This is a genomic window from Burkholderia sp. BCC0398, assembly GCF_902833245.1.
GTDB classification, from domain to species: Bacteria; Pseudomonadota; Gammaproteobacteria; order Burkholderiales; family Burkholderiaceae; genus Burkholderia; species Burkholderia sola.
Genome location: NZ_CADFEM010000005.1, coordinates 1 through 12,339, shown reverse-complemented (window position 1 = coordinate 12,339; position 12,339 = coordinate 1). Strand labels below are relative to the sequence as shown.

Below are 12,339 nucleotides of genomic sequence, written 5' to 3'. Positions count from 1 at the left end.
CTTTGTACCGGCAATTGATACGATCGCCCGCAATGGGGATCGACGGATAGTCGTGACTCGACGCGGCGTCACAGGTCGAACATCGCCTTCGCGATGATGTTGCGCTGAATTTCGGCCGTCCCGCCATAGATCGTGCAAGCGCGCCGATAGAAAACCTCGGCAGCGAGGCCGGGCGCATAGTCGGGTCCGATAAACGACATGTCGCGCAGTGCATGGTCTTCATTCGGATCCGGATAGAACACGGCACCGTAGTCACCAATCACTTCCAGCAGCATCTCCGTGAGCTTCTGATGAAGCTCCGAGCCTCGCACCTTCAGCATGGAGCCGATTGCCATGCCACCGCTGCGCTCGTCTATCCCCTGATGCAGAATCTTCTGCACTGCCATATCGATTGCGCGAACCTCGAGTTCATGCTGCGCGAGGCGCATCGCAAACGTCGGATCCTCGATCAATGGCTTGCCCGCCATGCGCTCACGCGACGCGTAGTGCCGGATCTTGCGCAGATAGCGCTTGAGCGCCGGCGCTTCGGCGCCGAGGAACGCGCGCTCGTTGAACAGCAGGAACTTCGTATATCCCCAGCCCTTGTTCACTTCGCCGATCAGGTTTTCAGCAGGCACGCGCACGTTGTCGTAGAACACTTCGGCCAGGTGATGGCAGCCGTCGAGCGACCCGATGGGCCGCACCGTAACGCCCGGCGATGCCATGTCGAGCAGCAGGAACGATATGCCCTTTTGTGGCTTCGCTTCGCTATCCGTGCGCACCAGTACGAAGTTCCATTGGCCATAGGCGCCGAGGCTCGTCCAGATCTTTTGTCCGTTGACGATGTAGTGGTCTCCATCGCGAACCGCCGTCGTACGCAGCGACGCGAGATCGGAACCCGAGCCCGGCTCCGAAAAACCCTGTACCCAGAACACCTCGCCGCGCTGAATAGGCGGAAGAAATCGCCGCTTCTGCTCTTCGTTGCCGAACTCGCAAATCACCGGGCCGACGAGCGATACACCCGCCTGATTCTGCGTGGGAGCACCGGCCAGATAACATTCTTCCTCGAAGATGTAGCGCTGCATCGCGGTCCAGCCCGTGCCGCCGTCGGCAACGGGCCAATGCGGCACCGACCAACCGCGTGTTTCATGCAGAATACGGGTCCAGCGCTGAGAATCGTCGTCGCCTGCGAGAAAGCCCTGCTGCCCACGGAATGCCATGTCAGCCGGCAGGTGATCTTTGAGGAATGCCCGGACTTCTTCACGGAACGCAATGTCCGCAGGGTCTACGCGAAAATCCATAGTGTTTAGCTTCCAGCGTTTTCGGTACGTTGAACTCGATTTGCGTCGGCTGCCGCTACGTTGCCGACGAGCGTACGTGGCGTCGGCGGCATGCGATATAGCTCTTCCACGACGCCACGACGCCGCTCGAGCACATTGCGTTGGCTGATCGCACTTTTCGCGCTCAGTTCACCGTTGTCGAGCGTGGGCTGCTCGCTCTCGAGCACGATGCGTGCGATTCGGGCGGAACTGCCCCCAGCACGCGACGCAAGCATGTCGACGCACGTCTGGAAGTGGGCCAGCACGCCGCGACTGTTGACGATCTGATCGGCACCAGGCGCCGGATCGTGAAGGTCGTCGCAAAGCCCGCGGCACGCTTCCACGTCGGGGAATACGAGTGCGGTCACGTAGTCACGGTCGTGCCCCGCAATAACGACGTCGCGCGCGTACGGTGCGAAAATTTTCAGCGCATGCAGACGCAACTCGGCAACGTTGACCCATGTGCCCGTGGACAGTTTGAAATTCTCGGCAATGCGGCCGTCGAAGCGCAGGCCGAGTTCGAGGCGGTCGGGGTCGATGAACGTTGCGGCGTCGCCGGAACGGAAATAGCCCTCCTCGTCGAACGCCGCAGCGGTGCGCTCGGGATCTTTCCAATACCCCGGCGTAACGCAGTCGCCAAGGAAGCGGATTTCCAGCTTGGCTCCGACCGGCGCCACCTTCACCTTCACACCCGGCACAGGCAATCCCGCAATCGCCTCGCGCCGCGGATCCCAGGCTGCCGACAACGGCGTGGGGCCCGCCTCCGTGCTGCCAATGCCCGACATGATGAGCACGCGCTGGCCTATCGTGCGCACGGCGAGTTCGTCGAGCTCGGCCCAGATGTACTCCGGCAGACTTGCGCCGCCGTAGTAGATCAGCGCGAGCTTGCTGAAGAATTTTTCGCGCAGGGCCTTGTCGGCTTGAAGATGCGGAATGAGTGCGGCCAACCCCTGCGGCGTGTTGAGGTAGACCACCGGCGCGATCTCCCGCAATGCCTGCACCGTCGGGCCAATTTCCTCCGGCGTCGGCTTGCCAGGGTCGAGGTAGTAAGTCCCCCCACCGTACAGCACCATGCCGAAGTTGTGCGTCCCGCCGAAGGTGTGGTGCCATGGAAGCCAATCAACGAGATCCGGCGGCCCGTCCTGAAGGAATGCGAACACTTGCGCGACCTGCTGTCGATTGCTGCACAACATCCGCTGCGGGTAAATGACTCCCTTCGGCGTGCCCGTCGTTCCCGACGTGAACATGATCTTGCCCACGGTATCCGGGCCGACCGCCTCGAATGCCTTGTCGACTTCGGCCGTGACAGGCGTCGTCAGCCATTCCGCGATGCGCGAACCCGCTCGTCCCTCCGGCAACGGACCGGCGACGACACATTCAACGTCGCCGAACACCTCGCGCAATGCGCGCCCATACAGAGCGCCGTCATCCGCGAAGACGAGGCCAGGCGTGCACACGGTCGCGAGTTGCTTGAGCTTCGCAAAGTCCTGCGATAAAAGCGAATACGCAGGCGTCACCGGAATATAAGGAACCCCGACGTGTAACGCGGCGAGCGCGAAGAGCGCGTGCTCGAAACTTCTATCCGAAAGAATCATCAACGGACGAGACGGAGACAAACCTCGATCGAGCAGCGCCTGCCCCAGTGCGCGTGCACCGTCGAGCGCCTCCTTATAGGTGAGGGACTCCCATGACTTGCCGTCCGGCGTGCGCCGTGCAAGCAACGCGCGCTCTGGTGTAACGCGCGCCCAATGTTCGAGCCGCTCGGTCAAGCGGAGCGGATAAGGCTCGAGCGCCTCCTTCAGTTCATACACCACGCTCCCATCGGGCCTTCGCTCGACGTTGGCATCCATGCTGCCAAGGCGTATCGGGCGAAGCGGTACATCCATCAGGGCATCGTGCGAAGCCTTACCTGCATCCATCTAGATCGTCCTGTTGTCATCTGGCAAGCCACGTCCCGCAAGCGCTCGAATCCGCTTCCATCCGACGGAAATCCTGCGGGCCACGAATCGCCAATAATTGAACGTCAATCGTAATTTTGAACAAACATAGCGCGAAATCGAACTCGCGTCCATCCGTTTTCACCCACCGAGATTGCCTGATGCCGACCACGGGTTCCGGCGCGCATGTCCAACGAAATACGTGACACGGTCACCCCATTGCGCACCGCACAATCACGTGGACACCAGACCAAAAATACGCTACTTTATGAACGGTATTCATATTTCTAAACATCATACACTGATCATTGTCGATCGCCGAATCAAGGAGCCATCATGTCTGACGAGGTTGTCGTCACCGCGGCCGTTCGTACCGCCATAGGGGATTTCGGCGGTGCGCTCGCGAGTATTCCTCCCACGCAGCTAGGCGCGACCGTCGTGCGCGCGTTGCTCGATCGCACAAGTCTGCCCGGCGCGGATGTTGGTCACGTGGTATTCGGCAATGTGATCCATACCGATCCGCGCGACATGTACCTGGCGCGCGTCGCCGCGCTCGAGGGCGGCGTCAGCGCGGACGCTCCGGCGTTGACACTCAACAGGCTGTGCGGCTCTGGCCTCCAGGCCATTATTTCCGCCGCACAGGCTATCGCGCTCGGCGATACTGAAATTGCCATCGGCGCAGGTGCCGAGAGCATGACGCGGGCAGCGTACGTTGCGACTAGCGCGCGTTGGGGCTCGCGCATGGGCGATATCCGTCTGATCGATATGATGGTCGGTGCGCTGACCGACCCGTTCAGCGCTTGCCATATGGGTGTGACTGCCGAGAACGTCGCGAAAAAGTATGGTGTTTCGCGGGACGATCAGGATCAGCTCGCCGTCGAGTCGCACCGGCGCGCCGCCCGAGCCATCCATGATGGCCACTTCCGCGAGCAAATCGTGCCCGTGGCGCTCCGAACGAAAAAGGGCGAGAGCGTTTTCGATACCGACGAGCACGTGCGGCCCGGCACGAGCGTCGCGGATCTCGCCAAATTGCACCCGGCATTCGAGAAGGACGGCACGGTGACAGCCGGTAACGCGTCCGGCCTCAACGATGGCGCCGCGGCAGTGCTGCTGATGGCGCGTCGCACCGCCGAACAACGGGGTCTTCGCCCGCTTGCGCGACTCGTTTCCTGGGCACATGCGGGCGTCGATCCCCAGTACATGGGCATTGGCCCGGTGCCTGCGACTCGCAAGGCGTTGCAGCGCGCTGGCCTGACGGTGGCCGATCTCGACGTCATCGAAGCGAACGAAGCCTTCGCAGCACAGGCTTGCGCCGTTGCGAAGGAACTGGAATTCGACAGCGCCAAGGTCAATCCGAACGGGTCGGGTATCTCGCTCGGCCATCCGATAGGCGCAACCGGCGCCGTCATTGCCGTGAAAGCGATTCACGAATTGCACCGTTGCGGTGGCCGCTATGCGCTCGTGACGATGTGCATCGGCGGGGGTCAGGGCATCGCTGCGATCTTCGAACGCATTTGACACCGCGCGCGAGCTGCGGGAAGCGTCCTTCGTGCTGCATGACGCGCAGCACGAAGGACGGCTTCGCCATTGAAGTGCTGCCGGCACGACGTTCGACGCACGTGAGTTTCGCACTGACTCCATCGTCCTTGCCGGCAAAGCAACGGGTTTCGCCGATGCATGCGCTGCCGCAGACGCATCATGACGTGGCCCGGCCGCTGCCCCCTCACGTCGAGCGGCCAGGCGATCAGCACCGTCGCCATTTCGACTGAGTTCACGGCCGTTCAATACAAGCCGCCTGCAAGCGCGTGTCGGATCTCCGCGTACATGCAGGCGTATTCCAAACACGCCGACGACGCTCAGCGTTCTTCCGCGAACGCGGCCAGGCGACCGTGAATGAGCGCGCGCGCCTCGGCGACCATCCGGCTCACGAGTTGCTCGCAGGTGGGAATATCGTCGATGAGCCCGATCGCGAGACCGGCCGGGAACGTGCCGTCTTCCGTATCCCCGGTCTCGTACATGCGTTTGCCGCGCTCGCCGCTCACGAGCGGTTTGAGATCCGCGAACGTCGCACCTTCCTTGTGCTCGAGTTCGAGCACTTTCTCCGCGACCGAATTCCTGAAAATGCGCGAGGTGTTCTTCAGCGTGCGGAAAATCAATGCGGTGTTGCGTTCGTCGTTCTCGACCAGTCTGCGCTTGACGTTCTCATGAATCGGCGCCTCCTGCGTGGCCATGAATCGCGTGCCCATGTTGATCCCATCCGCGCCGAGCGCGAGTGCCGCGACCATGCCGCGTGCGTCGGCAATGCCGCCCGATGCAATCATCGGAATACGCAGTTTCGCGGCTGCAGCCGGCAACAGAATGAGGTTGGGGACGTCGTCTTCGCCGGGATGGCCGGCACATTCGAAGCCGTCCACGCTCACTGCGTCACATCCCAGCGCCTCCGCTTTCAGCGCATGACGCACGGAAGTGCATTTGTGGATCACCTTGATTCCCGCTGCCTTGAACGCGGGCATGTACGCCTTGGGATTGCGCCCCGCCGTCTCGACGATCTTCACGCCGTTCTCCACGATCGCGTGCACGTATTCATCGTACGGAACCGGTTTGATCGTCGGCAGTATGGTGAGGTTCACGGCGAAAGGCTGATCCGTCATCGATCGAACACGGCCAATCTCGTTGCGCAGTGCCTCGGGCGTAGGTTGCGTCAGTGCGGTAATGGTGCCCAGCGCCCCGGCGTTGGAGACGGCAGCGGCGAGTTCCGCGCGGCCGACCCACATCATGCCTCCCTGAACGATGGGATATCGAATCCCGAGCAGCTCTGTAATCCGCGTCTTCACGTCATGATCCTCCGAGGTAAGGGCAACCTGCCTTTCCAGCACGTCGCTTGTCGAGCACGCGCCGCCCGTTTACATTTACGAACTACGTGCAATTATATACACTTCATTCACGTTGCCCAACAAGAGCGCGACACATATGTGTGACGCGACGGATTGCGCGATGCATGGAGGATCAGGAGAGTTTATGAACAAACGTGACACCGAGATCGACGCTGCCCAAGCGCCGGCCCGCCCGACTCTGGATGAGGCGGAAGAAGCAGTTCGAACACTCATTCGATGGGCGGGTGACGACCCCGGAAGAGAAGGTCTCGTTCAAACACCGGCGCGCGTCGCGCGCGCGTATCGCGAATTCTTCGCAGGCTACGAAACCGACCCGATTCAGATTCTCGCGACGACGTTTTCCGAAGTGGACGGCTACGACGAAATGGTCGTGCTGAAGGACATCCGCTTCGAAAGCTATTGCGAGCACCATATGGTGCCGATCATCGGGCGCGCACATGTCGCCTACCTGCCGGATCACCATGTGGTGGGCATCTCCAAACTCGCGCGCCTCGTCGATGTCTATGCAAAGCGCCTGCAGATTCAGGAGAAGATGACCGTTCAAATCGCCGATGCGTTGAACACCGTGCTGAAGCCAAAGGGGGTCGCCGTCATTCTCGAAGCCGCGCATCAGTGCATGAGCACACGGGGCGTGCATAAGCCCGGCGCGTCGCTGGTGACCAGCCGAATGCTGGGTGCGTTTCGTGACGATCCCGCCACGCGCCGCGAATTTCTGTCGATCGTGGGCCACAGCACGATCATGCCGTTGCCGAATAGCTGAAAGCCAGTGTCGGCTCCTCGCCGACACTGGCTTTCAGACCTTCCCGATCGATTTTCCGCAAGCGCCTTATGACACTTATGCGAATCCCTGGACTTCGCTAGGCTGGCGCGTCGTGAGAGGCCGCGCGTAAGAGACGTCTTCACCATTTCGTGAACTGACTGCATTGCTCATCAGAACTTCGCGCCAGGCAGCAGGCACTTCAGCTGGTGTAAGTTCATTGATCGCCTCCGAAACGCAAACGCGATCGGCAATCGCCCAGACACCATTACGCTTTTCGAAGCGGTCGATATAGCGCCCCACCGCAATTGTGTCCGGCTTGACGCGGTTCTCCCCGAAGAACAGCCAGTACGTTTCCCCGTATGCCTCTTCGCCCCTCAACTCGATACAGTGATTGAATACCATGTGGTGGTGCGATAGCTGATGCTCACTATGGTAAGCAAAGGCCCAGTCGACGAATTCCTCTGGATTGCCAACGAATGCACCGTGGTCGTCGACTGCGTCGGGGTGGTAGGCCGACAGCGTCAACTCACGATCCATGCGATCGATCCCGCGGCAATACCGGTGCACACATTCAAGTATGGCCTGTTTGTCCAACAGCGCTTCCACACGTGCTCTCAACTCATCGTTCATGGCTTCTATCGTTAGTAGATCATGGCGACAAAAAACGCCACGGTGCCGATCACCGCACCGACGAAGCAATAACCCTCGCCTGTCGACGAGTCGTTTTCGCGGCCCCGCACGCGATTCGCGATCGCACATCCAGCGATGCCCGCGAATCCCGTCACACCGAGCACGGCAAACGTCATTACGATGTCGAATAGCGCGGAACGGCCCAGCTCTTCCATCTGCAGATCGCGCTGTAGCATCCAGACTGCACCGGCCAGGATCGACAGAAGCACGAGCGGCAGCCATACCCTGCGCGCTTCCCGGTTGCTCTCGCGAGGTAGCGTTCTCATCGTGCCTGTCCCTCCCTGCGCGTCTTGCCGAAGATGCGGGGCACTATCGCGCCCGGCTCACACGTTCCCCGGTCCGATTGCTTCGCGCGATCCGGATTGTCCAACGGGGGAGCATTCTTGCCGGCAAACTGACGACGATAGTGGAACGTGTAGTCCGCGATAGGACCACGCAAATCGCTGTCGAGAAGGTACATCGCATGTCTCCGATCAGACTCAAGTTCTTCGGGCTTTTTGTACAGCGCCTCTATGTGGACATCGTAGGTGACACCAAACCGTTATGCAACAACTCGTTCAATTAACTGCCTCGGTGTTTTCACTAGACTCGCCTGCAGTCAAAGGCTCGCATGTCAGCATCGGCCACGGGGCATCGCCTGCGGCTATTGCGGCACCAGGTAGCGTCGTGCGCCTTCGGCGAACAGTTGTAATGCGATGTTCAACCCGCGGATATCGGAACGATCCACCGTCGAGATGTACTGCTGCGTTGCCCTCAGGTAGGGCCCGCAACTTAAATCCGAAAAAGCGATCGTGGTCGAGGCCGCGAGCCATTTCACCCGCGAAGGCTGGCATCAAGAACGCGAACGGACGTGCGCTGTGCATACGGCTACGTGCGCGCAACCGGCCTATCGTCAAACGGGGGAAGCGATGAGCCGCCCGAAGCAGTTGCGCCGACGCGGTGTCGCGGCGCAAACAACGGGCGGCAAATGGGCGGTCAGGAAACCTGGAAGCCGCCGTCGACGGCCAGCAGCTGGCCGGTGACATAGTCCGACGCCGGCGATGCGAAGAACAGCACGGCACGCGCGATATCGGAGGGCAGGCCAATGCGCCCAAGCGGCATACGGCCGGGCTGTGTAATCGGCCCAGTTGCCTGATGCGCCTTGGTCGATTCAGCCGCGCCCTCGGTCGCCACGCCGCCGGGCAGCACTGCATTCACGCGAATTCGGTCTCCTGCGAATTCGAGAGCGGCGACCTTGGTGAGATTGTTGACGCCCGCCTTCGATGCACCGTAATCGCCGTTATCGAAAATCACGGGCTGCTGCGAAGCCACCGACGAAATATTGACAATGGAACCGCCGTTCCCCGTGGCTTGCATCCGCTTGATCGCTTCGCGCATGCAAAGAAAGGTGCCGCGCAGGTTCACGCCGAGAACCTTGTCCCACTTCTCCGCCGACGTTTCGACGAAATGCGTCTTGGGGTAGATGCCTGCATTGTTGACGAGAACATCAAGGCGCCCAAGCTTTGCCTGTACGGTTTCGTACATCGCAAGAATTGATGATTCATTGCCGATGTCCACCTTGACCGCGATCGCCTTACCGGAGGAAAGTTCGATCTGCTTGACCGTCTCCTGCGCCGCCTCCTCGTTCAGATCCGCCGCCACCACAGCCGCGCCTGCGGATGCGAGCAGCAACGCCGTTTCTCGGCCGATGCCCGAACCTGCCCCTGTCACCACGGCAACCTTCTGATCAAGACTGAATAGACTCGCCACATTCGTACTCACTGCGCCTCCTTTGGCTCGCCGAGCGAGCGGTTTATTTTCGAACGACATTCGTAAACGTAAACACCCGCTTTTCGGGTGTCAAGTTAACGCGAAAACGAACGACGTCAGGAGCAACGAGAACGCAGTCAGTACGACGGTGCAACGGTTTGCATCACACCCCGGTCGGCAGTGCGATTTCGCGCATGATGTCGAGCATCGAGCGGTGCCAGGACTTTTGCGGCCGATCCGCCCACACAAGCGAGACTTCCATTTCGCTGGAGGCCGGAACGTCTTCAATGTCCACGTAGGCGACACCTTCTACCGGCAGGTATCGCGCGGAGTCCAGCATCAATCCGACGCCGAGTTCGTGCGCGACAAGGTTGAGCATCGTATAGGGGTGGCGGGCTTGCTGAGTCACGCGCGGCGACAGACCCTCCTCGCGTCGAGCGGCTTCGAATGCAGCGAACAGCGGTTGCGACATCTGTTGTGGAAATATGATCAGCGGATATCGGGCAAGATCCGCAATGCGAATCGACCGCTGCGCCGCGACGGGCCACTTCGCGGGAACCGCGGCCACGATGCGCAGACGCTCGATGACCACGCTCTCCAGGCCCGACACGTCCGCCGCGCTGGTGACCACCACGCCGAGGTCGATGCTACCGTTTTTCACGCTCGCGACAGTCAGCGCACTGCCTCGCTCGATCAATCGGACATCGACACCCGGCCATTGCCTGCGCAGCGCCTGAATGGCGAGCGGCATGATGCGTAGCGCGCACATCGGCACGAAAGCCACGCTCAGGCTAGCCAATTCGTCGGCGGCCTGGCGCACGCGCCGCTCGGCCAATTCCGCTTGCGCGATGAGCGGCTTGGCTTCCGCGAGCAGCGCGGCCCCGGCGGGAGTGAGGGAAACGCCGCGCGGCGTGCGTTCGAGCAGCTGGATGCCCAGCTGTTCTTCCAGCCGCATGATCGACTGGCTGAGCGGCGGTTGCGCCATACCGAGACGTGCGGCCGCACGCCCGAAGTGCTGGGTCTCCGCAACTGCCACGAAGTGTCTGAGATGCCGCAATTCCATGACGTGATATGACTTCGATATCGGATGCCGCCAGAATACCGCCTTTGTCCCATAGCGGTGCACTAGGTGCGAACCCTGCTCACATTTTCGAACGCATGCCCCGGCCGGTCGGGCCGTGCGAGCCCCGTCAAGCAGGGCAAGCCATGGAGCGGTCTCGTTACCTTCGCCTGCAAGGGTGGCGCGCTAGCGTGGGAAAGCGGATTGGCCGGCGTGGCGGCCGAGGTGCGCCTTCTCGCACGGCACACTTTCGGTCTGCATGCCTGCCCGCTTATTCGTTGCCCGCGCCGTGCCGACGATAGGCAGACGGACTCATCGAAACGTGTTTGTGAAAGGTGTTGCGAAACGCGCGCACATCCGAGTAGCCCACCATGACAGCGATCCGCTCGATGGAGACCTGCGTATTGCGTAGCATTCGCTTCGCTGCTTCGATACGCAATGAACATGCATAGTCCCGCGGCGTCATGTCGAGGCTTCGCGTAAAGCGCCGTAGCAACGTGGCGTGACTGACTGCCAGAACGTCCGCCAGTTCGCTGATCTTGAAGTCACGAGCGAAACGCTGTGCGAGCCAGAACTGCGCGCTGCTTACGAGTGGATCATTGCTCGACACGCGGCCTTCGTCGCGCGCGCCATCCGTTCCTGTCATCGATGCGAGCCATTGAGCGGTATGCGGTGAAATCGCACGATCAACGAGGCGCGCGACGAGTTGCCATTCGCTTGCCGGTACGGCACAGGTATATACGCCGTCGTGCTCGGCAATCGTGGCGCCCGCAGCCACGCGCACCTTCGGATAACGTGACCGCAGAAAGCCCCTGAGCACGTTCGGGACAGCAGCAGGCCCGCCGTCGAGAACGCCTGCCTGCGCGAGGAGCAATACCCCAGTGCCACTGGCCGCCAATACCGCGCCCCTGGCACGTTGCCAACGCAGCCACTCCGTTACCGGCTGCGCGTGATCGAGCAGCGTGGCGAGCGACTCTTCGCTGGCCACTGCAAAGGCCGGGATAAAAACGATGCTGTACTCGGCGCCGTCCAGCAAGTCGCCGTCGCAATCCATCTTTCGCCCGCCTGCGAATTCCAGGCCGCCCGCAGTCGCACTCAACAGTCGCACCTGCGTCTTCATCTTGTGCCGGTACGGCGGCGCGAATTGCGTAAACACGTGTCGCGCAATCAGCGCAAATCCGTCTACCAGCGCGCTCACGCTCGACAGGTAGCTGCCAGGCAGTACGAGCGCAGCAACGTCCTTCACCGGCTCACGCGGAACGGCAGGTTTGCGAATTTCGATCCCCTTATATGCAGAATTCGATCCTCTTTCGCGGCGATCTTAGCACGCATCATCGCCATCATTGCCACCGGAAAGAACGGCGTAGCCACTAGCCGCCATCAAAAGCCGCGCCATCGCGGCAAAACAGGAGACGCAAATGAAAAGCCTGGAAGACAAGCACGCCTATGGTTTGAAGGTATTCGGCGAAATCATGGGTGAAGACAAGGCCGCCGGCTTGCGCGCCGCAAGCGAGTCGGCCGGATTCGGCGCCGATATCTCACGCCTTGCCGTCAATTACGCGTTCGCGGACGTATGGGGCGACGACAAGCTCGAGCGCAAGCAGCGCAGTCTCGTGACGCTCGGCATCCTCATTGCCAGCCGGCAGACGCTCGAACTCAAGAATCACGTCCGCATCGCGGTGCGCAACGGCCTGAGTGCACGCGAACTGGAAGGTGTGCTTATTCAGGCGCTGCCGTATGCGGGCTTCCCGGCCGTCGCGTCCGCCACCACGGCCGTACTCGAGACGCTGCGGGAACTAGGCATCGACACGACCACGCGCACCTCGGAAGAACGCGGATTACTGTGAGCCGACATCGCAGCCCCGTTACTATCTTCACGTCCCGATAATCGGGGCTTTGGCCAGCCAGGCCCGGCATGATTCTCGCCCCCAGTCGCAGTCATGATCCGGGG

The 12,339-nt window shown here is 61.2% G+C and carries 13 protein-coding genes; 4 read left to right on the top strand and 9 right to left on the bottom strand.

Going from position 1 to position 12,339, the window contains the following annotated elements:
* Positions 1-68: 68 nt before the first annotated feature.
* Together HWX76_RS11880 and HWX76_RS11875 are read right to left on the bottom strand one after the other, a co-directional pair.
* Positions 69-1,280 (bottom strand): acyl-CoA dehydrogenase family protein, encoded by a 1,212-nt coding sequence (locus tag HWX76_RS11880; protein WP_012337298.1) that lies wholly within the window; start codon positions 1,278-1,280, stop codon positions 69-71.
* Positions 1,281-1,285: 5 nt separating this feature from the next.
* Entirely contained in the window at positions 1,286-3,217 is a 1,932-nt protein-coding gene (locus tag HWX76_RS11875) for an AMP-binding protein (RefSeq protein WP_176015850.1), read from the bottom strand.
* Positions 3,218-3,571: 354 nt separating this feature from the next.
* Between HWX76_RS11875 and bktB the strand changes: the two genes are divergently transcribed.
* Positions 3,572-4,753, top strand: coding sequence for a beta-ketothiolase BktB (gene bktB, locus HWX76_RS11870; RefSeq protein ID WP_050017708.1), 1,182 nt, complete (start codon positions 3,572-3,574; stop codon positions 4,751-4,753).
* Between the two features lie 38 nt (positions 4,754-4,791).
* Positions 4,792-5,004 (top strand): hypothetical protein, encoded by a 213-nt coding sequence (locus HWX76_RS11865; protein ID WP_012337295.1) that lies wholly within the window; start codon positions 4,792-4,794, stop codon positions 5,002-5,004.
* Positions 5,005-5,091: 87 nt separating this feature from the next.
* Here HWX76_RS11865 and HWX76_RS11860 read toward each other — a convergent pair whose 3' ends face one another.
* Complete coding sequence (locus HWX76_RS11860; protein ID WP_012337294.1) at positions 5,092-6,069, bottom strand: nitronate monooxygenase; 978 nt, start codon at positions 6,067-6,069, stop codon at positions 5,092-5,094.
* 184 nt (positions 6,070-6,253) lie between these two features.
* On the opposite strand from HWX76_RS11860, the gene folE reads away from it, so the two are divergent.
* Positions 6,254-6,889, top strand: a complete 636-nt coding sequence (gene folE / locus HWX76_RS11855) for a GTP cyclohydrolase I FolE (protein ID WP_012337293.1) — start codon at positions 6,254-6,256, stop codon at positions 6,887-6,889.
* Positions 6,890-6,964: 75 nt separating this feature from the next.
* On the opposite strand, the gene HWX76_RS11850 is transcribed toward folE, so the two are convergent.
* From HWX76_RS11850 to HWX76_RS11825, 6 genes are all read right to left on the bottom strand, one after another.
* Positions 6,965-7,519, bottom strand: coding sequence for a nuclear transport factor 2 family protein (locus HWX76_RS11850; protein ID WP_012337292.1), 555 nt, complete (start codon positions 7,517-7,519; stop codon positions 6,965-6,967).
* Between the two features lie 11 nt (positions 7,520-7,530).
* Entirely contained in the window at positions 7,531-7,845 is a 315-nt protein-coding gene (locus tag HWX76_RS11845; protein ID WP_012337291.1) for a hypothetical protein, read from the bottom strand.
* On the bottom strand, positions 7,842-8,039 hold the full coding sequence (locus tag HWX76_RS11840; protein ID WP_012337290.1) for a hypothetical protein: 198 nt from the start codon (positions 8,037-8,039) through the stop codon (positions 7,842-7,844). The genes HWX76_RS11845 and HWX76_RS11840 overlap by 4 nt, the downstream gene beginning before the upstream one ends.
* A 515-nt stretch (positions 8,040-8,554) precedes the next feature.
* The gene (locus HWX76_RS11835) at positions 8,555-9,340 is read right to left on the bottom strand and encodes an SDR family oxidoreductase (RefSeq protein WP_012337289.1); all 786 of its coding nucleotides are present in this window, start codon (positions 9,338-9,340) and stop codon (positions 8,555-8,557) included.
* Positions 9,341-9,491: 151 nt separating this feature from the next.
* On the bottom strand, positions 9,492-10,391 hold the full coding sequence (locus tag HWX76_RS11830) for a LysR substrate-binding domain-containing protein (RefSeq protein WP_012337288.1): 900 nt from the start codon (positions 10,389-10,391) through the stop codon (positions 9,492-9,494).
* 268 nt (positions 10,392-10,659) lie between these two features.
* The gene (locus HWX76_RS11825) at positions 10,660-11,634 is read right to left on the bottom strand and encodes a helix-turn-helix domain-containing protein (RefSeq protein ID WP_124631774.1); all 975 of its coding nucleotides are present in this window, start codon (positions 11,632-11,634) and stop codon (positions 10,660-10,662) included.
* 172 nt (positions 11,635-11,806) lie between these two features.
* Here HWX76_RS11825 and HWX76_RS11820 point away from each other — a divergent pair, with 172 nt between their 5' ends.
* On the top strand, positions 11,807-12,235 hold the full coding sequence (locus tag HWX76_RS11820) for a carboxymuconolactone decarboxylase family protein (protein WP_050017712.1): 429 nt from the start codon (positions 11,807-11,809) through the stop codon (positions 12,233-12,235).
* Positions 12,236-12,339: the final 104 nt, after the last annotated feature.